We start from the raw sequence: 22,995 nt of genomic DNA on the forward strand, positions 1-22,995 counted from the left end.
GGGTGTTACGCCGCCAGGTTGCGCAGCACATACTGCAGGATGCCGCCGTTCAGGAAATATTCCAGCTCGTTGACGGTATCGATGCGGCACTTGGTCAGGAAGGTCTCGGTCGAGCCGTCCTTGCGGGCCAGGATCACCTCGACATCCTGACGCGGGCGCAGACCGGCCACGCCCTGGATGGTGAAGCTCTCGCTGCCGTCCAGCTTCAGCGTCTCGCGGGTCACGCCCTCGGCGAACTGCAGCGGCAGAACGCCCATGCCGACCAGGTTCGAGCGGTGGATACGCTCGAAGCTCTCGGTGATGACCGCACGCACGCCGAGCAGGTTGGTGCCCTTCGCCGCCCAGTCGCGCGACGATCCGGTGCCATATTCCTTGCCCGCGACGATGACGAGCGGCGTGCCGTCGGCCTTGTGACGCATCGCGGCGTCATAGATCGGCATCACTTCGCCGTCATACTTCGTCATGCCGCCTTCGACACCCGGCACCATCTCGTTCTTGATGCGGATATTGGCGAAGGTGCCGCGCATCATCACGTCATGATTGCCACGACGCGCGCCGTACGAGTTGAAGTCCTTCTTTGCGACCTGATGCTCCTGCAGGAACGTGCCTGCCGGGCTGTCGGCCTTGATCGAACCGGCCGGGCTGATGTGGTCGGTGGTGATCGAGTCGCCCAGGATGGCGAGCGGCTTGGCCTCGATGATGTCGGTGACGGGCTTCGGCGTCATCTCCATGCCCTCGAAATAGGGCGGGTTGGCGACATAGGTCGACGCGGCGGGCCAGGCATAGGTGTCCGAACCGGTCACCTCGATCGCCGACCACTTGGCGTCGCCCGCATAGACGTTGCCGTAGCGCGAACGGAACATCTCGTCGTCGATGTTCGCATCCATCAGGGTGCGGACTTCGTCGTTGGTGGGCCAGATGTCCTTCAGATAGACGTCCTGGCCGTCCTTGCCCTGGCCGATCGGCGTCTCACGCATGTCCTGCGTGACGGTGCCCTTCAGCGCATAGGCGACGACCAGCGGCGGGCTGGCGAGGAAGTTGGCGCGCACGTCGGGCGAGACGCGGCCCTCAAAGTTGCGGTTGCCCGACAGCACCGAGGCGGCGACGATGTCGTTGCCGTTGATCGCCTTCGAGATCGGCTCGGCGAGCGGACCCGAATTGCCGATGCAGGTGGTGCAGCCATAGCCGACCAGGTTGAAGCCGATCGCGTCGAGATCGGCGGTCAGGCCCGCCTTGTCGAGGTAATCGGTGACGACCTGGCTACCGGGGGCGAGCGAGGTCTTGACCCAGGGCTTGGGCTTCAGGCCCAGCGCGTTCGCCTTGCGCGCGACCAGGCCAGCGGCGACCAGCACCGACGGGTTCGAGGTGTTGGTGCAGCTGGTGATCGCGGCGATCACGACGTCGCCGTCGCCGATGTCATGGCCGCGATCCTCGACCGCGACGCGTGCCGGGGCATCCTTCTTGTACACCTTGGCGAGGTCGGCGTTGAACACGTCGTCCACCTCGGTGAGGACGACCTTGTCCTGCGGACGCTTCGGACCGGCGAGCGACGGGACGACCGTCGACATGTCGAGTTCCAGCGTGTCGGTGAAGACGGGGTCGGCGGCATCGTCATGACGCCAGAAGCCGTTCGCCTTGGCATAGGCCTCGACCAGGGCGACGTTCTCGTCCGAGCGCGCGGTCAGGCGCATATAGTCGAGCGTCTTGTCGTCGATCGGGAAGAAGCCGCAGGTCGCGCCATATTCGGGCGCCATGTTGGCGATCGTCGCACGGTCGGCGAGCGTCATCGACGACAGGCCGGGGCCGTAGAACTCGACGAAGCGGCCGACCACGCCCTTGGCGCGCAGCATCTGGGTGATGGTCAGCACCAGGTCGGTGGCGGTGATGCCTTCCTGGAGCTTGCCGGTCAGCTTGAAGCCGACGACTTCGGGGATCAGCATCGACACGGGCTGGCCCAGCATCGCGGCCTCCGCCTCGATCCCGCCGACGCCCCAGCCGAGCACGCCCAGGCCGTTGATCATCGTGGTGTGGCTGTCGGTGCCCACCAGCGTGTCCGGGTATGCGATCGTCGCACCGCCCTTGGCATGCTCGCCGCTTTCGGTCGACGACCAGATGGCCTGACCGATATATTCCAGGTTCACCTGGTGGCAGATGCCGGTGCCCGGCGGAACGACCGAGAAATTGTCGAGCGCCTTGGAACCCCACTTCAGGAACTCATAGCGTTCCATGTTGCGCTGATATTCGAGGTCGACGTTATCCTCGAACGCCTGCGGCGTGCCGAACTCGTCGACCATGACCGAGTGGTCGATGACGAGGTGGACGGGAACCTGCGGATTGATCTTGGCCGCGTCGCCGCCCAGCTTGGTAATCGCGTCGCGCATCGCGGCGAGGTCGACCACGCAAGGCACGCCGGTGAAGTCCTGCATCAGCACGCGGGCCGGGCGATACTGGATCTCGCGGTCCGAACGCTGCGTCTTCTGCCAGTCGACGATCGCCTGGATATCCTCGCGCGTGACGGTCTTGCCGTCTTCGAAACGCAGCAGATTCTCCAGCAGCACCTTCATCGAGAAGGGCAGGCGGCTGATGTCGCCGAGCTGCTCGGAAGCCTTGGCGAGGCTGTAATAATCATAGCTCTTGCCGTCGACGTCGAGGGTCGAGCGGGTGTTCAGGCTGTCCTGGCCTATCGCAGTCATGGGCGTCCCTTCATGGTCGAGCCGGGCACGCCCAGTGGGACACGGCAGCATGCAGCCGCGAGCGGGCGCGCCGGGGAAATCTCCGGTTGACGCAAGGGGCCTTAGCAAGGGGTTGCCCGACAGGGAAGGGTGCAGCGCAGTGAAAGCCATTCGCAACTTCGGGCCGGTCCCGATCCACCGCGCCGCCCGGGGCGGGGCGCGGCGGGCGGCTGGTCGCAAGCGTTGAAAATGCGTGGAACAGCCATGGTCGATAGCGGGTTCAGATGATCATGAATGGAGTTCGGATCATGCGTGCCCTGAAGGATGAACGGTCGGCCATCTTATATGCCCCTTCGGGGCGGACGGGATCGGCGGACGGGCGTGCGTTCGCCGAGCCGCGCTGGCGGTGGCGGATATGACCGCCCATCCACCGCGCAAGGACGCTCGCCGTCCCGATCCGATCGTGGCGGTCGGCCTGTTGACCCAGCGTGACCTGGACGTGCTGGGTTCGGGATTCCGCCGTTCTTTTCCCGTGCATGAGGATACGGCGTTCGATGACCTGCTCCAGGCGCTCGATTCGATCGAAGCGATTCACGTGCCGCCCCGGAAGGACTGACCAGCCTGGATGAAATGCAGAGTGCGGTTAACCCTGATTATTAATGGCTCAAAGCCCCCGCATCGGAGACGGAACGGCTTGGCGAGCCGCTGTCCATCCGGCTAGGGCAGGCGTCATGGCTGGACCGATATCCGGCGCGACCGGAAAATGAGATGACGCCCGAACGCTTCGCCCTGCTTACCCGCCGCCATCGCGAATGTCTTCGCGGGGTCAAGGCGCTCAAGGGCTCGAAGGAAATCGCCACCGAACTCGGCTTGGGAAAGTCGACCGTCGACAGCTATCTGGCCGAGGCGGTGCGGCTGCTCGGCGCGCGCAACCGGCGCGAAGCGGCGATGGCGCTGGCCGATCATGAGGCCCAGGCGGACATTCAGTCGATCGACCAAGTTATTGAAGAACAAGAAGAAGCTACCCCGCATAAAATCATACCCGATTCTACGGGGCTGGTTCCCGAGCCGCCGCCCGTGCCACTTCCGATGGCACCGGATGGGAGTACGGTCGGCGGGGCGGTGCAGGACGGCCATGTCCACGCATCGCCCCGCTTGTCTCTCCCCGTCCGGCGGCAAGGGCAGACACGCAACGACATGAGCATGGCCGAAAGGCTGCTCTGGGTTCCCACGATCGCCGTCGCACTCGCCATCGGCTTCGGCATGCTGGCGACGGGACTCGACGTGATGACCCGGGTGATCGGACGTTTGACGCACCTTGCCGGATGACCATCCTCCATGCCGCCCGGCGCGCATGGATGAAAAATCAGGGGGCACAGGCGATGACGACGGAACATGAAGCGGCTCTTCAGGTGACCAAGCTCCTGTGGAAGCTGGAAAACGAACTCGACACGGCATTCGCCACGGCAGGCGAACTGGCGATGGCGCTGCCTCGGGCACGGGCAGAAGCGCGGCTGTCCGCGGTGGTCGGCCAGCATGCGTTCGAGATGCTGGGCCAGGCGATGATGGCGATCGGCCAGGCGCGCGGCCATGCGGTGCAGAGCCACCGGATCCTGGAAAAGGTCGGCCAGACCATCGGTTTCGATGCGGACGAATATGGCGACAACCGCCCCAAGCCGCCCCAGACGACGGGTATCGTCGAGGCCCTGCCGCTGCGCGCGGCCGCCTGATCCCGGCGCGGCGCGGCGTGTCTTTCTCCCATCCTGGCCAGCGGGGCACGCCGTGACGCACATCTATGTCTTCAACATCCTTCAGGGGCTGGTCTGCCTCTATGCGCTGGCGCTGGGCGGCTGGCCGGAGCGGGCGACGGCGGTCATCCTGCTCTGCGCCTCGGTGGCGACGATCGTGCTGCCGTTCGATCCCTCCACCAGTTTCCGCAGCGTCGAGACGCTGGAACTCGTCATCGACGTGGCACTGATGGGCGGGTTGATGGCGGTCGCGCTGCTCGCCAATCGCTTCTGGCCGCTCTGGCTGGCCGCGCTGCATCTGCTGGCGGTCGGGATTCATGGGGTCAAGGGGTTCGACACTGCGCTGATGCCATGGATGTATGCCCAGGCGGGTGGCAAGCTGGCCTATCCCATGCTGCTGCTGCTGGCGGCCGGGGTGCTGCGGCACCGGATCAGGCTGGCGCGATACGGCACGGACCCCGACTGGTCGCTGCCTTGGCGGGGTATCCGATGAACGGCGATCTGCGACTGCTGCACTGGCCCGCCGAGGACCGGGCGAGCTTCGGGCGCTTCGCGGCTGTGATGGCGGATGTGCAGGCGCGCATCCAGGCCATTTCGGGCGATGCGAGCGGCGTCCCCGTGCCGCGTCCGCCGCGCGTGGCGACGCCGCGCGAATGCGCCGCGATGATCCTGAAGCACCATCAGGAGGTTCGCGTGATCGCCGGGGGCGATGCCGACATGTTCGGCGATCCGGCATGGGAGATCGCGCTCGCCGTCTTTCACGCCGAGGGGCAGGAGAATGACGCCGCGCTGCTGGAGATGGCCGGGCTGTCGCCAAGCTGCCAGGTCGGCGGACGATGGATCAAGCTGTTGCTGGCGCGCGGGTGGGTCGAACGGCGTGACAACGGCCATCTGCATGCGACGGAGAAGATGATCACGATCCTGAACGGATATTTCACGCGCCTTTGAGTCACGTTCGGACCGGATCGTGAACTTTGCGGACACGGCGGTAACGCCGTGCAACTCCTGAACCCTCCGGGGGTTCAACCGATACGGGCATAACCATAGGAGAAGACGGACATGGCCGAGGATATCGGAACAGGCGGCGGCGCGGGCGCGATCGGTGGCGATATGGGCGCGGGCGCCTTCACCGACCGGATGAAGGGCGCGGGCGAGGCGATGCAGGCCTCGGGCCAGAAGATGGCCGAGGGCGGTTCGCAGGTCACGCTCAAGATGCTGGAACAGGCCGAGACCAACACGTGCGAAGCCTTCGCTGCGATGCGCTCGGCCGCGTCGGCCAAGGATCTGGGCGATGTGATGCGCATCCAGACCGAGTTCCTGCGCGAGCAGGGCAACCGCTCCATGTCGCAGGCGCGCGAGATCGGCGAGATGATCGTGCAATTCGGTCGCGACGCGGTCGGCGCCGTTCGTCCGAAGCAGGATTAAACGCGAAGCCTCTCACCCTTCCGACCCTCCCTCAAGTGGGTCGGAAGGGTGAGGGTAGCCCTGTCGCCTAATTGCCGGGGCCGAGCGCCACCGGTCCATCGGCGGTCGCTTCCAGCAGCGAGTCCCCGCCGAGTACCCGATAGAGCGTCACCCGGTTGCTCGCCGCCGTCAGCTGCGTCGCGACCACCGTCCGCTGCGCCGAATAGAGCGAGCGCTGCGCATCCAGCGTGTTCAGAAACGGCGTCACCCCGCCGCGATAGCTCGCCTCGGTCAGGCGATAGGTATCGCTCGCGGCGTTCAGGAAGCGGCGATTGGCGCCCAGCTGGTCGTCGATCGTGCCCTGCCGCGCGAGGGCGTCGGCGGTTTCCTGGAAAGCGGTCTGGATCGCCTTTTCATAGGTTGCAAGCGCCGCGTCGCGCTGGGCCTGCGAATATTGGACGTTGGCGATCCCCGCTCCCGCCTGGAAGATCGGGTAGCTGACCGAGGGGGCGACCGAATAGTTGAAGCTGCCGCCCGAGAAGAGCGAGGTCAGCGCGGTGCTGGCGAAGCCGACCAGCCCGGTCAGCGAGATGCGCGGGAACAACGCCGCCCGCGCCGCGCCGATCTGGCCATTGGTGGCGCGCAGCAGATATTCGGCCTGCACCACGTCCGGACGGCGCAGCAGGATGCCCGAATCCAGCCCGGCGGGCAGCGTCGCGACGGTCGGGGCGGCTTCCTCGATCGAGCGGGGGAGGAGCGCGGTGTCGATCGGCGCGCCGACCAGCAGTTGCAGCGCGTTGACGTCCTGCGCCACGGCGGTCTTCTGGAGCGCCAGGTCGGCCTGCGCCGTCGCCAGCACCTGTTCGGCCTGACGTAAGTCGGTACGCGGCGAGATGCCGCCCTGGAGCCGGGCGCGGGTCAGCGTGACGCTGCGCTCGGCACTGGCAGCGGTCTGCTGCGCGATGGCGAGCAGGCTCTGGTCCGCACCGTAATTCAGCCAGGCATCGGCGATGTCACCGACCAGCGTCAGCCGGGTCGCGCGCGCCGCCGCCTCGGTCGCGAAGTAACGGTCGAGCGCCGCGCCCGTCAGCGAACGGATGCGGCCGAACAGATCGAGTTCGAAGGCGGTCGTACCGAGATTGACCGACCAGGCGCTGCCCGATCCATTCGCGCCGGTGACGACCGTGCCGCCGGTCCCGCCCGTGCCGTTTCCGACACCCCCGGTGCCGGTGCCGGTGCCGGTGCCGGTTCCCGTACCCGCCCCGCCGGTGCCCGTACCGCCACCAACCGCTTGCGAACCCGCACCGCTCGATCCCCGTTCGGTATAGCTGTAGCGGCCGGTCGCATCCACCTGCGGGAGCAGGCTGCCGCGCTGGATCCGATATTGTGCGCGCGTGGAGGCGATGTTCGCCGCCGCCACGCGCAGGTCGCGGTTGTTGGCCAGCGCCTGGGTGATCAGCTGCTGCAACCGCGCATCACGGAAGATGTCGCTGTAGCGCACCGTGGGCAGGGCGGCCTCCGACTGGCGGAGATAGGCGTCGCCGACCGGCCAGGAGGGCGGCACCGGCGTCGCGGGCCGCTCATATTTTGGGGCCAGCGAGCAGCCCGACAGCGCGGTCGCGGCGAGCAACAAGGCAGGCAGGGGGGACAGGATACGCATCAGGCCTTCTCCGCTCCGCCTTCGGGGGCGGGGCGATGCCCCGCGCCATGTTCGCTCATCGGCTTGCCCCGCAGTCGCGCCAGGCCGTTGCGGACCGAACGGCGGACCAGCACGAAGAACAGCGGGATATAGAAGATCGCGAGCACCGTCGCGGTCAGCATCCCCCCGATCACGGCGGTGCCGATGGCGATACGGCTGTTCGCGCCCGCACCCGTCGAGATGGCGAGCGGCAGCACGCCGAAGATGAAGGCGAAGCTGGTCATCAGGATCGGCCGCAGACGGATCTTGGCGGCCTCCAGCGCGGCGTCGATCACACGCTTGCCCTGTTTCTCCGCCTGTTCGGCGAACTCGATCATCAGGATCGCATTCTTCGCCGCCAGCCCCATGGTCGTCAGCAGACCGATCTGGAGATAGACGTCGTTGGTCAGCCCGCGCAGCGTCACGAAGGCGACCGCGCCGATCAGGCCCAGCGGAATGACCAGCAGCACCGCGAACGGGATCGACCAGCTTTCGTAGAGCGCGGCGAGGCACAGGAAGACGACCAGGATCGACAGGCCGTACAGGATCGGCGCCTGTCCGCCCGACAGCCGTTCCTGATAGGACAGACCCGCCCAGGCGATCGAGGTGCCGGGGATTTCGGCGGCCAGTTCGGTCATCCGCTTCATCGCGTCGCCCGAGCTGTAGCCGGGCGCGGCCGATCCCTGGAATTCATAGGAGGGGATGCCGTTGAACCGTGACAGGGTGGTCGGCGCCACGCCCCAGTTGATCGTCGAGAAGGACGAGAAGGGCGCCATCTGGCCGCTCGACCCGCGCACGAACCACTGCTTCAGGTCCTCGGGTTCGGAGCGATAGGGCGCATCGCCCTGGACGAAGACGCGCTTCACGCGGCCGCGATCGATGAAGTCGTTTACATATTGCCCGCCCCAGGCGGTCGACAGGGTCGAGTTCACCTGCTGCTGCGTCAGGCCCAGCGTGGACAGCTTCTGCTGGTCCAGATCGACGCGCAGCGTGGCGATATCGGGAAGCTCGGTCAGGCGGACCGAGGCCAGGATCGGGTCGGCATTGGCCTTGGCGAGCAGCTGGTCGCGCACCGCCTCGAACTTGTCCAGCGGCATGCCGGAGATATTCTGAAGCTCCATGGTGAAGCCGTCCGACTGGCCGAGACCGCGAATGGCGGGGGGCACGAGCGCGAAGACCTGCGCATCGCGAAGCCCGCGGAACGCGGCGGAGGCGCGGCCGGTAATGGCGTCGGCGCTGTTCTCCTTGCCCTTGCGGTCGGCCCAGTCGACGAAGTTGATGAAGCCCTGGCCGGTGTTCTGGCCGCTGGTGCCGCCACCGCCGCCGCCCGAAACCGAGAACAGGACCTTGACGTTCTTGCCCTCATGCTGGGCGAAATATTGCTCGACCTGCCGCTGCACTTCCATGGTGCGGCCCTGGGTCGCCCCGGCGGGCAGGCGGAACTGGACGATGGCCGATCCCTGGTCCTCGGTCGGCAGGAAGCCGGTCGGCAGGCGCAGGAACAGCACCGCCAGCAGCGCGACGACGCCCGCATAGATCAGCAGGAACAGCCATTTGCGGTCGACGACGGTGCGCACGCCCGAGACATATTTACCGACCATCCAGTCGAAGCGGGTGTTGAACCCGTCCTTCGCCCGCTGGAGGACATGCGCCACGCGGGGCGCCTTGCGCTCCAGCCATGCGCCGTCCTCATGCTCCTTGGCCTTTTGCTTCAGCAGGCTGGCGGTCAGGGCAGGGGACAGGATGATCGCGACCGCGACCGACAGGATCATCGCCGAGACGATGGTGATCGAGAACTGGCGATAGATGACGCCGGTCGACCCGCCGAAGAACGCCATCGGCAGGAACACCGCCGACAGGACGAGCGCGATGGCGACGAGCGCGACCGTGATCTCGTTCATCGACTCGATCGTCGCCTCGCGCGGGGTCATGTCGGGATTTTCCTCGAGCAGGCGCTCGACATTCTCCACGACCACGATCGCATCGTCGACCAGCAGGCCGATCGCCAGCACCAGCCCGAACAGGGTCAGCGTGTTGATCGAGAACCCCGCCAGATAGAAGATGGCGAAGGTGCCCAGCAGCACGACCGGCACCGCGATCGTCGGGATCAGCGTCGCGCGCCAGCTTTGCAGGAAGACGAACATGACGATGACGACCAGGATGATCGCCTCGATCAGCGTCTTGACCACCTCGTCGATCGACAGCTTGATGAAGGCGGTCGTGTCGTTGGCGTAGGCGATCTTCAGCCCTTGCGGGAAGCCCTTGGCGACGCGGGTGATCTCGGCCTTGACCAGTTCGGCGGTCTTCAGCGCGTCAGCGCCCGGTGCCATCAGGACGGCGATACCGGCACCCGGATGCTGGTTGATCCGGCTGACCGCGGCATAGCTTTCCGCGCCCAGCTCGATGCGGGCCACGTCGGACAGCTTGACGGTCGCGCCGTTGTTCAGCGTCTTGACGATGATCTCGCGGAACTGCTCGGGCGTCTGGAGCCGCGACTGCGAGGTCACGGTGGCGTTCAGCATCTGCGTCGTTGCCGAGGGCGTGCCGCCGACCTCGCCCGCCGCGACCTCGGTATTCTGGTTCTGGATCGCGGTCGTCACGTCGGAGGGCATCAGCTGGTAGGAGGCCAGCTTTTGCGGGTTCAGCCAGATGCGCATCGCATATTGCGAACCGAACACATTGGTGTCGCCGACGCCTTGGATGCGGCCCAGGGGGTCCTGGAGATTGGAGACGAGATAATCGGCGACGTCCTGGTTCGTCATCCGGTTCGTCTCGTCATAGACGCCCGCGATCAACAGGAAGTCGGGGTTCGACTTGCGGACGACCAGACCCTGTTGCTGCACCTGCTGCGGCAGGCGCGCGACCGATTGCTGGACCTGGTTCTGGACCTGCACCTGCGCGATGTCGGGATCGGTGCCCTTGGCGAAGGTGGCGGTGATCGTCACCGAGCCGCGGCTGGACGAGGACGACTGGAAATAGAGCAGCCCGTCGATGCCGGTCAGCTGCTGTTCGATGACCTGGGTGACCGAATTCTGCAGCGTCTGGGCCGACGCGCCGGGGAAGGTGGCGCGGATCGACACCTGGGGCGGGGCCACGTCGGGATATTGCGCGATGGGCAGGCCCATGATCGCGCCGACGCCCGCCAGCATGACGATGATGGCAAGGACCCAGGCGAAGATGGGACGATCGATGAAGACGCGGCTGAGCATGATCCGGTCAGCCCGCCTTGCCCTTGGCGGCCTGCATCTTTTTCAACTGTTCGGGCGAGGGGGGCTGCACCTTTTGCGGGCTGTTGGCGGGCACCGCGCGCACGCTCTGGTTGGGGCGGAGGTTGTTCAGCCCCTGGGTCACGATCTTGTCGCCGGGCTTTAGCCCGTCGGTGACGACCCAATAGGCCCCTTGGGTCCGCTCGGCCCTGACCTTCCTCTCCTGGACCTTGCTGTCCGCGCCGACGACGAACAGCGTCGCATTGCCCTTCGGATCGCGCGATACCGCCTGTTGCGGGACCAGGAAGGCGCTGGTGTCGATCGCCTGGGCAAAGCGCGCGCGCACGAACATGCCGGGCAGCAGCAAGCCCTGCGGATTGGGGAAGCGCGCGCGCAGCGTCACGGTGCCGGTCTGCGGATCGACCACCGCCTCGGCGAATTCGACCGTGCCGGTCTGACCATAGTCGGTGCCGTCTTCCAGCCTCAGCGTCACGCGGGCGCTGGCGGGGATCAGGCCGTCGCGCGCCGACAGGCTGCGGCGCAGCGACAACAGGTCGGTCGCGGACTGCTGGATATCGACGAAGATCGGGTCGAGCCGCTGGATCTGTGCCAGCGGATCGGTCTGGCCCGCACTGACCAGCGCGCCGACGGTGAACAGCGAGCGGCCGATACGGCCCGTAATGGGGGCGGGGACGGTGGTGAATTGCAGGTTCACGCGCGCCGTCTCCAGCGCGGCGCGGGTCTGCGCCACCTGTGCGGCGGCCTGGCGCGCGCTGGCCTGGGCGTTGGTATAGTCCTGCTTCGAGATCGCCTCGATCTGCGCCAGCGGGCGATAGCGTTCGGCCAGCGTTCGCGTCGCCTCGGCATTGGCCTGCGCGCTTTGCAGATTGGCGGCGGCCTGGTTGACCGAGGCGCGATACAGGCGCGGGTCGATCTCGTAGAGCGGCTGGCCGCGCTTCACGAGCGTCCCTTCGGTAAAGAAGCGGCGGCGGATGACGCCGGTCACCTGGGGCCGCACGTCCGAGCTTTCAAAGGCGGTGGTGCGCGCGGCGAGTTCGCTCACGATCGGCGCGTTGGTCGGCTGGACGGTCACGTAACCGACGGTCGGGGTCTGCTGCTGCCCGCCTGCACCGCCTTTCGCCTTGCTCTTGTCTCCGCCGCCACAGGCCGACAAACTGACCAGTGCGAGAGCCATGGCCGTCCCGGCAAACACCGGGCGTCCGCGAAAACCTGCAAAATTCAATTCGTTCACCTGCCTGAAATTTGCCGCGGAGCCGGCCCGCGCCTTAATGCGCGAGACGGCAGAACGTTGCTGACCTGTGTCAAATTGCACGAACGCGGTTCAAAAAGGCAAGCGATCATGGCCTAAAATGCCCGTCTTAATTGTCGCAATTTGTCGCGGTGCGGCAAAAGCGCGGGCGGCGGGAGCCTTTGGGTTTCCGAAGCATTTTCAACGTACATGAACGATCGTGATGCCGATAAGCGCCTGGCTGCCGCCGCCGCGGTGGATGAGGTATGCGACAATATGCTCGTCGGGCTGGGCACCGGGTCGACGGCCGCCCATGTCATCGCCCTGCTTGCCGAGCGGGGGCTCGCCATCGAGACGGTCGCCACCTCGCGGGCCAGTGCGGAACTGGCCGAGCGGCTCGGGTTGAAGGTCCGGCCGTTCGACGGGGTGGCGCGGATCGACCTGGCGATCGATGGCGCGGATGCGATCGTCGCCGACCTGTCCGCCGTGAAGGGGGCTGGCGGGGCGATGCTGCGGGAAAAGATCGTCGCGGCCGCCGCCGACCGGATGATCGTCATTGCCGATGGCTCCAAGCGGGTCGCGCGGCTGCACGACGTCAAGCTGCCGATCGAGATCCTGCCCTTCGCCCGCACCTTCGTGGTGGAACGGCTTTCCGGGCTTTTCGAACGGCTTGACGACCGTACCGATTATCGAACCGACAATGGTAACATCGTGGTCGACGGCCATGGCTGGGACGATGCCGACCTGCCGGGGCTGGCGGAGGCGCTGATGGCGATTCCGGGCATCGTCGGGCACGGCCTGTTCCTGTCCGAGATCGACGCCGCCTATATCGCCGACAATGGGGTCGTTACCCGGCTGGAACGGGAACGGAACCCGCGCTAAGGCGGCCCCGCATGGCAACCAGAGCGAGCGCCGAGGCGTTCGATCGCACTTAAAGAGGATGAGGCCAGTTTCATGACCGATGCCACCACCACCGCCGTGGCCGACAGCCATCTCCACGAGGACGGGTCGATCGAGCGCCTGACCATCGACACCATCCGCACCCTGTCGATGGATGCGGTGCAGCAGGCCAATTCGGGCCACCCCGGCACGCCGATGGCGCTGGCCCCGGTCGGTCACACCATCTGGTCCAAATTCCTGCGTTACGATCCCGCCCATGCCGACTGGCCCAATCGCGACCGCTTCGTGCTGTCGGTCGGCCATGCCTCGATGCTGCTCTATTCGCTGATCCACCTGGCGGGGATCGAAGAGATCGACGCGGACGGCAAGAAGTCGGGCAAGCCCGCGCTGAGCCTGGAGGACCTGAAGGGCTTCCGCCAGCTCAACTCCAAGACCCCCGGCCACCCCGAATATCGCCACACCACGGGTGTCGAGACGACGACCGGTCCGCTGGGCGCAGGCTGCGGCAACTCGGTCGGCATGGCGATCGCCGAGCGCTGGCTGGCCGCGCATTTCAACCGCGAGGGTTTCCCGATCTTCGACCATGACGTGTACGTCGTGTGCGGCGATGGCGACATGATGGAGGGCGTCGCGTCGGAAGCGGCCTCGACCGCCGGGCACCTGAAGCTGTCGAACCTCTGCTGGATCTATGACTCGAACCATATCTCGATCGAGGGCGGCACCGACCTGGCGTTCGACGAGGATGTGGGCAAGCGTTTCGAGGCCTATGGCTGGAACGTGCTGCATGTCGATGACGCCAATGACGTGGCCGCGCTGACCGCCGCGCTCGACACTTTCAAGGCGACCACCGACAAGCCGACCTTCATCGTCGTGAAGTCGGTCATCGGCTATGGCAGCCCCAAGGCGGGCAGCGAAAAGGCGCATGGCGAGCCGCTGGGCGACGACGCGATCCGTGCCACCAAGAAGGCTTATGGCTGGCCCGAGGACGCCAAGTTCCTGGTGCCCGACGGTGTGTGTGATGCCTTCCGCAAGGCGATCGAAAGCCGTGGCAAGCCGCTGCGCGACGAATGGGTCGCGATGGTCGACAAGTACCGTGCCGCGCACCCCGATCTCGCCGCACAGCTCGACGCGATGCTCGCCGACAAGCTGCCCGAGGGCTGGGATGCCGACATTCCGGTGTTCGAGGCGGATGCCAAGGGCGTGGCCAGCCGCGACTCCGGCGGCAAGGTGCAGAATGCCATCGCCGCCAAGGTGCCGTGGCTGATCGGTGGTTCGGCCGACCTCGCGCCCTCTACCAAGACGCTCATCAAGGATGGCGGCTCGTTCCAGGCGGGCAGCTATGAGGGGCGCAATATGCACTTCGGTGTGCGTGAGCACTCGATGGGCGCGATCGTCGACGGCATGGCGCTGTCGCACCTGCGCTCCTATGGCGCGACCTTCCTGGTCTTCTCCGACTATATGCGCGCGCCGATCCGCCTCGCCGCGATCATGGAGCTGGGCGCGACCTTCGTCTTCACGCACGACTCGATCGGCGTGGGCGAGGATGGCCCGACCCACCAGCCGATCGAGCATCTGGCGACGCTGCGTGCCATCCCCGGCCTCGACACCATCCGCCCCGGCGATGCCAACGAGGTGGCCGAGGCGTGGCGCTGTGCCGTCGAGTCGGCCAGCCACCCGACCGCGCTGATCTTCTCGCGTCAGGCGCTTCCGACGCTCGACCGCAGCAAGTACGCACCGGCCTCGGGCGTGAAGAAGGGTGGCTATATCCTTGCGGATTGCGAGGGCACACCCGACATCATCCTCATCGCAACGGGGTCCGAGCTGTCGCTGGTCGCGGATGCCTATGAGACGTTGAAGGCCGACGGCGTGAAGGTCCGCGTCGTGTCGCTGCCCAGCTGGTATCGCTTCGAGATGCAGGATGCCGCGTACAAGGACAGCGTCCTGCCGAAGACCGTGACCAAGCGTCTGGCGGTCGAGCAGGCCGGGTCGATCGGCTGGGACCGCTATGTCGGGTTCGACGGTCGCACGATCACCATGTCGACCTTCGGAGCCTCGGCCCCGCTCGCCAAGTTGCAGGACAAGTACGGCTTCACCCACGACAATGTCGTGAAGGTGGCCCGCGAAATGCTGGAGACCAAGTGATGAGCAAGCTGTCGGAACTGGGCGCCAAGGGTTGCGCCCCCTGGCTCGATTTCGTCGATCGCAAGTTCCTCGAGGCGAAGGGGCTGGAAAAGCTCGTCGCCGAGGACGGGCTGACCGGCGTCACCTCCAACCCGTCGATCTTCGAAAAGGCGATGGGGCATGGCGACGCTTATGACGCCACGCTTGCCGCCTTCGACAAGGAAAACCCCGGTGCGGCGACCATCGACCGTTACGAGCATCTCGCGATCCAGGATATCAAGGCGGCGGCGGAAACGCTCAAGCCCGTCTATGACCGGCTTGATGCCAAGGACGGCTATGTCAGCCTGGAAGTGTCGCCCTACATCGCCGACGACACCGACGCGACGATCGCCGAGGCCGAGAAGCTGTGGCATGCGGTCGACCGCCCCAACCTGATGATCAAGATTCCGGGCACCGATGCGGGCGCCCCGGCGATCTCAGCGACCATCGCCAAGGGGATCAACGTCAACGTGACGCTGCTCTTCTCGGTCGACGCCTATATCAAGGTGGCCGAGGCCTATGCTTCGGGCCTGGAAGAGCGGGTGAAGGCCGGGCAGCCGATCGACCGGATCGCCAGCGTCGCCAGTTTCTTCATCAGCCGCATCGACTCGGCGATCGACAAGAAGATCGACGAGCGTATCGCGGCCGGTGACGCGGAGTCGGACGCGCTGAAGGCCGTGCGCGGCAAGGTCGCCATCGCCAACGCCAAGATGGCGTATCAATGGTATCTGGACTTCCTGAAGTCCGACCGCTGGCAGGCGCTGGCCGCCAAGGGTGCGCAGCCGCAGCGGCTGCTCTGGGCGTCGACGGGGACCAAGGACCCGTCCTTCCCCGACACGCTCTATATCGACACGCTGATCGGGCCGGACACGGTCAACACCATGCCGCCCAAGACGATGGACGCTTTCCGCGACCATGGCACCGTGGCCGAGACGCTGACCGCCGATATCGACGAGGCCAAGCATGTGCTGGCCGAGGCCGACCGGCTGGGTCTGGACCTGAACGGCGTCACCGATACGCTGGTCGCGGAGGGGGTCGCCTCCTTCGTCAAGGCGTTCGACGATCTGCTCGGCGCGATCGGGCAAAAGCAGCCGGCGGCCTGAGGCCCCGGCGGCCCCCTCCCCAGACACGGGGAGGGGGCCTTTTCATTTCTCATGTCAGTAATGGAGTTTCCCGCATGAAGATCGGTCTGGTCGGCCTTGGCCGCATGGGTGGCAATATTGCACGCCGCCTGATGCAGGCTGGGCATCAGGTGGTGGCCTGGGATCGCAGCGACGAGGCGGTGCAGGCGCTGGTCAAGGACGGCGCGGAAGCCGCCACCGGGCTGGAGGACATGGCTGCCAAGCTCGCCGATAAGGCGATCTGGTGGGTGATGCTGCCCGCTGGTGGCCCGACCGAGGACACGATCGCGGAAATCGCCAAGCTGGCCAAGGACGGCGACGTCATCATCGACGGCGGCAACAGCTTCTACAAGGACGACATTCGCCGCTCCAAGATGCTGGCCGAACAGGGCATCCATTATGTCGATGTCGGCACCTCGGGCGGCGTCTGGGGCCTGGAGCGCGGCTATTGCATGATGATCGGCGGCGACACGGAAACCATCGACCATCTCGACCCGATCTTCGACGCACTCGCACCGGGTCTGGGCGATATCGTCCGCACGCCGGGCCGCGTCGCCGACAAGGTCGATGAGCGTGCCGAGAAGGGTTATATCCATGCCGGGCCTGCGGGCGCGGGTCACTTCGTCAAGATGATCCACAACGGCATCGAATATGGCCTGATGCAGGCCTATGCCGAGGGCTTCGACATTCTGAAGTCGAAGAACAGCGACAAGCTGCCCGAGGACGAGCGCTTCGACCTGAACCTCACCGACATTGCCGAAGTGTGGCGTCGCGGCAGCGTGATCTCGTCCTGGCTGCTCGACCTGACCGCCATCGCGCTGGCCAAGGACGAGATGCTGGAACAGTTCTCGGGCCATGTCGCGGACTCGGGCGAGGGCCAGTGGACCATCGACGCGGCGATGGAGGAGAAGGTCCCGGCCAACGTCCTGACCGCCTCGCTCTTCGCACGCTATCGCAGCCGGGTGGATCATACGTACGGCGACAAGGTGCTGTCGGCGATGCGCTTCGGCTTTGGCGGCCACACCGAAATCCCGCAATGACGAAGCCCATTCGCCTGGTGGTGTCGGACGTTGACGGCACGCTTGTCGACCCCGACAAGAAGTTGCGCGCCGCCACCATCGCCGCCGTCAAGCGGCTGGAGGCGGCGGGCGTCGGCTTCACCATCATCAGCGCCCGGCCCCGTTCGGGGCTGGGCTGGCTGGCGGACGAGCTGTCCATCGACGCGCCGATCGGGGCGTTCAACGGCGGGACCGTGTTCCGCCGCGACGGCTCGGTCGACGCGCAGTTCCGGGTGCCGGTCGCGGTCGTGAACGACGTGCTGGCGATGGCGGCGGACCAGCCGCTCGCCATCTGGGTCTTCGCCGACGACCGCTGGTACGCCAGCAGCGGCGAGGGCAAGCATGTCGATCATGAGCGCAAGGCGTCGTCGCAGGAGCCGGTGATCACGCAGGACTTTGCCGCGCTGGTCGACAAGGTCGACAAGATCACTTTGGTCAGCGACGACGCCGAGCTGCTGCGCGGCCTGCACGACAAGGCCAATGCGGCGCATGGGGCAGCAGCGACCATCGCCCAGTCGCAGACCTATTATCTCGACGTGACCGCGCTGAAGGCGAACAAGGGCGACGGCGTGGCGACGCTCGCCAGGGCGTTCGGCGTTTCGCTGGAGGAAGTGGCCGTGCTGGGCGATCAGGCCAACGACCTTCCCATGTTGGCACGCGCAGGGCTGCCGATCGTGATGGCGAATGCGCCCGATGCTGTTAGGGAACAGATCTCGGTACACACCCGTTCCAACGCGGACGATGGTGTGGCCTATGCCATCGATACCCTTATCCTGCCCAGAATCGGAGTGCCTTCATGAAGCAACTGGTTGCGTTCGACCTCGACGGTACGCTGGCCGAAAGCAAACAGCCTTTGGGTGATCCGATGGGGGAGGCGCTGGCCGACCTGCTCGACGTCGCGCATGTCGCGGTGATCTCGGGCGGCGACTGGCCGCAGTTCGACAAGCAGGTGGCGAGCCGCCTGCCGGAGCGCGCCGACCGTACCAAGCTGTGGCTGATGCCGACCACCGGCACCAAGCTCTACACCTATCAGGACGGCCAGTGGACTACGGTCTATGCCGAGCTGTTCGACGACGAAACCAAGGCCAAGATCCTGGAGGCGTTCGACGCCTCGCTGGAGGCGACCGGTTTCGTGCCCGAGCAGACCTGGGGCGAGCGGATCGAGGATCGCGGCAGCCAGATTACCTTCTCCGCGCTCGGCCAGCAGGCGCCGATCGACGCCAAGGAGCATTGGGACCCCAAGTTCGAAAAGCGCAAGATCATCCAGGCCGATCTGAAGCAGCGCCTGCCGGGCCTGTCGATCAACATGGGCGGTGCGACCTCGATCGACATCACCCGCGAGGGCGTCGACAAGGCGTACGGCCTGAAGAAGCTGCGCGACGCCAGCGGCATTGCGCTCGACGCGATGATGTTCATCGGCGACGCGATCTTCCCGGGCGGCAACGACTATCCCGCCAAGGAACTGGGCCTGGACACGGTGCGCGTCCGCGATCCGCAAGAGACGCTGGCGGTCATCGCGGGAATCGTCGCCTGCCTGAAGTAAGCGACAGCGCGTCCTCTGCCTTGCGTGCCCGCACGGGTGCGGCGCATGAGGCGGTGGATGCGGCCTATGGCGCCTATCGGCTGGACGATCGGGAAGGCTATACGGCGTTCCTGATCGCCCACGCCCGTGCGCTCCCTGCGGTCGAGGGCTGGTTGGCGCGGCGCAGCATCGCTTTTCCCTGGCGGTCGCGGCGCGAGGCGCTGGCGGCGGATTTGGCGGTTCTAGGGCAGGATATGCCCGAGCCGTTACCCTTTGCCCTTCCCGATGAAGACGCCGCACGCTGGGGTGCGCTCTATGTAACGGAGGGCTCGCGTCTGGGCGGCGTGATGCTTGCCCGACAGGTGGGGGAGGGGTTGCCCAAAACCTATCTGGAATCGGGCTTCGGGCCGGGCGAATGGCGGGACTTTCGCCATGCTCTGGACGCGGCGGCCGGGAATGCGGCCTGGATCGACCGGGCTGTTGTCGCGGCTGAGCAAGTCTTTGGACTGTATCGTAGGGCCGCTTGAACAAGGGCGACATTACAGCAATCCAATGTGCGCCCCTCCCCTTCAGGGGAGGGGTTGGGGTGGGGCCTTTCCATGAACGTCTCGCTTGCGGGAGCGCCCCACCCCCGGCCCCTCCCCTGAAGGGGAGGGGGGTGTCCATTTCAGGACATCAGGGTCTGGTCTTCAATCCGCGATCGGCGCGATCACGATCGCCCGCAACCCGGGCTGGTTGTCGTCATATTCGATCGACCCCGACAGCCGCTGCATCATCGCCGCCATCATCCGGCTGCCGAAGCCGCGGGCCTGGCCGGGGTCTTCCTCGCCCTTGCCGCGGCCCTGATCCGCGATGATCAGGCGCAGGCGGTTGCCATATTGCTCCAGCGTGATCGTCACCGGGCCGACCGCGCCGCCATAGGCATATTTGGTGGCGTTGATGATCAGCTCGGTCGTGACCAGCCCCAGGTTAATCGCCCGGTCGGTCGGCATCAGCACCGGCGCCAGATCGAGCCGCATCATCGCGGCCCAGTCGCGGCCCAGCGACTGCTTCATGTCGCCGACCAGATCCTCCAGATAGCGGGCCAGGTCGACCGTCTGGATCTGGTCGTCGCGGTACAGGCGGCGATGGACCAGCGCCACGGCCGACAGCCGTGCCTGGGCCTCGACCAGCTGCTCGCGCACGCGGGGGTCGTCCGCCGCCTTGGCCTGAAGCGACAGGAAGGACGATACGAGCTGGAGGCTGTTCTGGACCCGGTGGTCGACCTCCTTCATCAGGACGTCCTTCTGGACGAGCAGCGCTTCCTTGTCGTCGAGCGTGCGCTGCAAGGCGGTGTTCAGTCCGCGCAGCCGGTAATTCTGCGCGGCATCGTGCAGCGCCCGGCGCAGGCGGTGCCCGGCCTCGACCTCTTCCATCGTCCAGCGGCGCGAGCGGCCGCGCACCGTCTCCCGCCAGCTTTCGAACGAGGTGCGCGGGTTGAGCGTCGCATCGGGCGTCAGGGCGACGGACTTGTGCGGGTTGCCCGCCCATTCGACCTCTTCGACATGCTCGGCCCGGAACCAGAGCAGCGTGACGCCGCCATCGACCAGCGGCAGCGCCAGCATACCCGCCGCCGTCGCTGCCAGCGGTGCGGCGTCGGGCATCTGGGCGGGCAGCTCATGGGTGAAGAACAGGTCGCCCGCGCCCCGGATCATGGCCCAGCCGGCGATGTCGAGGATCGCCAGGTCATGCGGGCAGGTGCCATGGCGATACACCTTGCCCTGCTCGACGACGGCAAAGCCGGTCGCGCCCATCATCGCCATCATCTCGGGCATCAAACGGCGTATGGCGGGGACCAGGTCGCCCATGCCGATGATGCGCGGCAACAGGCTGTCCTCCGCGGCGCGCAGGCGCAGCCGCTCGCGATACAGTTCCGCCTCTTCCTTCGCCCGGATCTGCCGCGCCAGCGCGCTGGCCAGACCGGCGGCGGCGGCCCGCAGATCGGGCGACAGGCGACGGGGCGTATAATGGTGGCAGGCGATCATGCCCCACAAGACGCCGTCCTTGACGATCGAGATCGATGCCGAGGCCGCCACGCCCATATTCTTCAGATAGCGGACATGGATGGGCGAAACGCTGCGCAGGCCGACATCGCTGAGGTCCAGTGTCTCGAAACCTTCGGGCCGGATCGGGGCCGGGACGTAATCGACATCCGGGATGCTGCGCGTCCGATTGCGGACGTAGAGCGCGCGCGCCTGTTTCGGGATATCGGAGGCCGGGAAATGATGATGGAGGAAGGATTGCAGCCCGGCCGACCGCGCCTCGGCGACGACACGACCCGCATCCTCGTCCAGGAATCGATAGAGCATGACCCGGTCGAATCCGGTCAGCATCTGGAAGGTGGCGGCGGCGCGTTCGAACAACATGGGCAGGTCGGCGGTCCGCTCGAAACTGGTGACGGCGGCATCGATCCAGTTGAGCGGGCTGCCCTTGCCCCAGGGCGCATCGACGCTCCCGGCTTCCAATTCGATCAGCACGCGCTCGCCCGCGACGCGGTGCGCGGTGACCGAAAAGCGTTCCGAGATACCCTCGACCGGCACGGCGGCGACCGTCGTGCCGGGACCGATCGGCATGTCGGAGACCATCTGTGCAACCTCGTCGCCCAGCAAGGCGGCTACGGGACGCCCCAGCCAGTCCCCGGCCAATCGCTCCTCGATCGGCCCGGCGCCGGCGATCACTTCCAGCGTCGTGGCGTCGACCACCAGCAACAACCCGTGTGGCTGAACGGCACCGGGAATATGAATGGGCTCCCGATCGCAAGCGGTAATGTCCAGATTGGGATCAGTGGCGACGGAGCGAGTGGCCATCGGGCAAAAAATTCCTCTCAATCCGTCACATGGCGGGTTTCATACGGGGTTGCAAATCCCTGGATCCTGCAATCGATCCGATATGGGATCGGGTGGGGAGGGAGTATCGGTCAGGATGGAACGAAGATTGCGCGTTTGGGTAATTTCCGTTTAAAGCTTCGCAACGGACTCAAAGAGCCGCCTGGAGAGGACATGATCGACGATTTCGACTTCGCACTGGGCGAAAGTGCGGACATGATCCGCGAAGCGACCCGCCGTTTTGCGACCGACCGGATCGCGCCGCTGGCCGCGCGGATGGACGCGGAAGACTGGTTTCCCCGCGACATCTGGCCTGAAATGGGCGCGCTGGGCCTGCATGGGATCACCGTTGCCGAGGCCGATGGCGGGCTGGGGCTGGGTTATCTGGAACATGTCGTCGCGATCGAGGAAGTGTCGCGGGCTTCGGCCTCGCTCGGCCTGTCCTATGGCGCGCATTCCAACCTTTGCGTCAACCAGATCAGCCGCTGGGGCAATGCGGAGCAGAAGGCGAAATATCTGCCCGGCCTGATCTCTGGCGAGCATGTCGGCAGCCTCGCCATGTCGGAGGTGTCGGCGGGGTCCGACGTCGTGTCGATGAAGCTGCGCGCGGTGAAGGCGGACGGCGGCTGGGTGCTGAACGGCACGAAGTTCTGGATCACCAACGCGGCCTATGCCGAGACCTTGGTCGTCTATGCCAAGACAGGTGAGGGGAGCCGGGGCATCACCGCCTTCCTGATCGAGAAGGACATGGGCGGCTTCGCGATCGGCCAGAAGATCGACAAGATGGGGATGCGCGGCAGCCCGACCGCGGAGCTGGTCTTCAACGACTGTTTCGTCGGCGATGCGCAGGTGATGGGGCCGGTGAACGGCGGCGTTGGCGTGCTGATGAGCGGGCTGGACTATGAGCGTGCGGTGCTGGCGGGCATTCAGCTGGGCATCATGCAGGCGTGCCTCGACGTGGTCGTGCCCTATGTCCGCGAACGTCGCCAGTTCGGCCGGGCGATCGGCGAGTTTCAGCTGATCCAGGCCAAGATCGCCGACATGTATGTCGCGCTCAATTCGGCGCGGGCCTATGTCTACGCCGTTGCGCGCAGCTGCGACGCAGGCCGGACGACGCGGTTCGATGCGGCGGGGGCGATCCTGCTCGCCAGCGAGAATGCGGTGAAGGTGTCGCTCGAAGCCATCCAGGCGCTGGGCGGGGCGGGTTATACCAAGGACTGGCCGGTCGAACGCTTCGCGCGCGACGCCAAGCTGCTCGACATCGGCGCGGGGACCAACGAAATTCGCCGGATGCTGATCGGCCGTGAACTGATCGGCAAGATCGAAAAGGTGGCGCAATGAACCGTAACCCATTCCTCCCCGAGCTTGCTTGGGGAGGGGGACCGCGCTCGCAGGGCGTGGTGGAGGGGCAAG

At 66.1% G+C, this 22,995-nt stretch carries 19 protein-coding genes; 14 read left to right on the forward strand and 5 right to left on the reverse strand.

Annotation, left to right across the window (positions count from 1 at the left end; translation table 11 throughout):
* Nucleotides 1-5: 5 nt before the first annotated feature.
* On the reverse strand, nucleotides 6-2,693 hold the full coding sequence (acnA, locus tag SP5_RS04630) for an aconitate hydratase AcnA (RefSeq protein ID WP_042484768.1): 2,688 nt from the start codon (nucleotides 2,691-2,693) through the stop codon (nucleotides 6-8).
* Nucleotides 2,694-3,087: 394 nt separating this feature from the next.
* Between acnA and SP5_RS04635 the strand changes: the two genes are divergently transcribed.
* From SP5_RS04635 to SP5_RS04660, 6 genes are all read left to right on the forward strand, one after another.
* The gene (locus SP5_RS04635; RefSeq protein WP_042484770.1) at nucleotides 3,088-3,288 is read left to right on the forward strand and encodes a hypothetical protein; all 201 of its coding nucleotides are present in this window, start codon (nucleotides 3,088-3,090) and stop codon (nucleotides 3,286-3,288) included.
* A gap of 152 nt (nucleotides 3,289-3,440) precedes the next feature.
* Nucleotides 3,441-4,001: a helix-turn-helix domain-containing protein gene (locus tag SP5_RS04640; RefSeq protein ID WP_052811402.1), complete on the forward strand. Its 561-nt coding sequence runs from the start codon at nucleotides 3,441-3,443 to the stop codon at nucleotides 3,999-4,001.
* A 53-nt stretch (nucleotides 4,002-4,054) separates the two neighbouring features.
* A complete protein-coding gene (locus tag SP5_RS04645) occupies nucleotides 4,055-4,402 on the forward strand; it encodes a hypothetical protein (protein ID WP_174435505.1) in 348 nt (115 codons plus the stop codon).
* 52 nt (nucleotides 4,403-4,454) lie between these two features.
* Complete coding sequence (locus SP5_RS04650; RefSeq protein ID WP_042484774.1) at nucleotides 4,455-4,913, forward strand: hypothetical protein; 459 nt, start codon at nucleotides 4,455-4,457, stop codon at nucleotides 4,911-4,913.
* Nucleotides 4,910-5,368: a hypothetical protein gene (locus tag SP5_RS04655; protein ID WP_042484777.1), complete on the forward strand. Its 459-nt coding sequence runs from the start codon at nucleotides 4,910-4,912 to the stop codon at nucleotides 5,366-5,368. Before SP5_RS04650 ends, SP5_RS04655 begins: the two co-directional genes overlap by 4 nt.
* 111 nt (nucleotides 5,369-5,479) lie before the next feature.
* Entirely contained in the window at nucleotides 5,480-5,845 is a 366-nt protein-coding gene (locus SP5_RS04660; protein WP_042484780.1) for a phasin family protein, read from the forward strand.
* A gap of 67 nt (nucleotides 5,846-5,912) precedes the next feature.
* Here the strand turns inward: SP5_RS04660 and SP5_RS04665 are convergent, their stop codons facing one another.
* From SP5_RS04665 to SP5_RS04675, 3 genes are read right to left on the reverse strand one after another with little or no spacing between them, the layout of a single operon-like run.
* Entirely contained in the window at nucleotides 5,913-7,484 is a 1,572-nt protein-coding gene (locus tag SP5_RS04665) for an efflux transporter outer membrane subunit (RefSeq protein WP_084220560.1), read from the reverse strand.
* A complete protein-coding gene (locus SP5_RS04670) occupies nucleotides 7,484-10,711 on the reverse strand; it encodes a multidrug efflux RND transporter permease subunit (RefSeq protein WP_042484784.1) in 3,228 nt (1,075 codons plus the stop codon). The genes SP5_RS04665 and SP5_RS04670 overlap by 1 nt, the downstream gene beginning before the upstream one ends.
* A gap of 7 nt (nucleotides 10,712-10,718) precedes the next feature.
* Nucleotides 10,719-11,903 (reverse strand): efflux RND transporter periplasmic adaptor subunit, encoded by a 1,185-nt coding sequence (locus tag SP5_RS04675; RefSeq protein WP_083748062.1) that lies wholly within the window; start codon nucleotides 11,901-11,903, stop codon nucleotides 10,719-10,721.
* 264 nt (nucleotides 11,904-12,167) lie between these two features.
* Between SP5_RS04675 and rpiA the strand changes: the two genes are divergently transcribed.
* The 7 genes from rpiA (at nucleotide 12,168) to SP5_RS04710 (ending at nucleotide 19,245) form a co-directional block, all read left to right on the forward strand.
* Complete coding sequence (rpiA, locus tag SP5_RS04680) at nucleotides 12,168-12,839, forward strand: ribose-5-phosphate isomerase RpiA (protein ID WP_042484786.1); 672 nt, start codon at nucleotides 12,168-12,170, stop codon at nucleotides 12,837-12,839.
* A gap of 72 nt (nucleotides 12,840-12,911) precedes the next feature.
* A complete protein-coding gene (gene tkt / locus SP5_RS04685; RefSeq protein ID WP_042484789.1) occupies nucleotides 12,912-14,999 on the forward strand; it encodes a transketolase in 2,088 nt (695 codons plus the stop codon).
* Entirely contained in the window at nucleotides 14,999-16,120 is a 1,122-nt protein-coding gene (tal, locus tag SP5_RS04690; protein WP_042484792.1) for a transaldolase, read from the forward strand. The genes tkt and tal overlap by 1 nt, the downstream gene beginning before the upstream one ends.
* Nucleotides 16,121-16,164: 44 nt before the next feature.
* A complete protein-coding gene (gene gnd / locus SP5_RS04695) occupies nucleotides 16,165-17,178 on the forward strand; it encodes a phosphogluconate dehydrogenase (NAD(+)-dependent, decarboxylating) (RefSeq protein ID WP_281177307.1) in 1,014 nt (337 codons plus the stop codon).
* The gene (locus SP5_RS04700) at nucleotides 17,175-17,996 is read left to right on the forward strand and encodes a Cof-type HAD-IIB family hydrolase (RefSeq protein ID WP_042484797.1); all 822 of its coding nucleotides are present in this window, start codon (nucleotides 17,175-17,177) and stop codon (nucleotides 17,994-17,996) included. The genes gnd and SP5_RS04700 overlap by 4 nt, the downstream gene beginning before the upstream one ends.
* On the forward strand, nucleotides 17,993-18,739 hold the full coding sequence (locus SP5_RS04705; protein ID WP_042484800.1) for an HAD-IIB family hydrolase: 747 nt from the start codon (nucleotides 17,993-17,995) through the stop codon (nucleotides 18,737-18,739). Before SP5_RS04700 ends, SP5_RS04705 begins: the two co-directional genes overlap by 4 nt.
* A 20-nt stretch (nucleotides 18,740-18,759) precedes the next feature.
* Entirely contained in the window at nucleotides 18,760-19,245 is a 486-nt protein-coding gene (locus SP5_RS04710; RefSeq protein WP_245613400.1) for a biliverdin-producing heme oxygenase, read from the forward strand.
* Between the two features lie 162 nt (nucleotides 19,246-19,407).
* On the opposite strand, the gene SP5_RS04715 is transcribed toward SP5_RS04710, so the two are convergent.
* Nucleotides 19,408-21,564 carry a histidine kinase dimerization/phosphoacceptor domain -containing protein gene (locus SP5_RS04715; RefSeq protein ID WP_042484803.1) on the reverse strand — a complete coding sequence of 719 codons (2,157 nt, stop codon included), beginning with the start codon at nucleotides 21,562-21,564 and terminating at the stop codon, nucleotides 19,408-19,410.
* 192 nt (nucleotides 21,565-21,756) lie between these two features.
* On the opposite strand from SP5_RS04715, the gene SP5_RS04720 reads away from it, so the two are divergent.
* Entirely contained in the window at nucleotides 21,757-22,923 is a 1,167-nt protein-coding gene (locus SP5_RS04720; protein ID WP_042484806.1) for an acyl-CoA dehydrogenase family protein, read from the forward strand.
* Nucleotides 22,924-22,995 lie beyond the last annotated feature (72 nt).

The sequence above is a fragment of the Sphingomonas parapaucimobilis NBRC 15100 genome (genome assembly GCF_000787715.1).
Classification (GTDB): Bacteria; Pseudomonadota; Alphaproteobacteria; order Sphingomonadales; family Sphingomonadaceae; genus Sphingomonas; species Sphingomonas parapaucimobilis.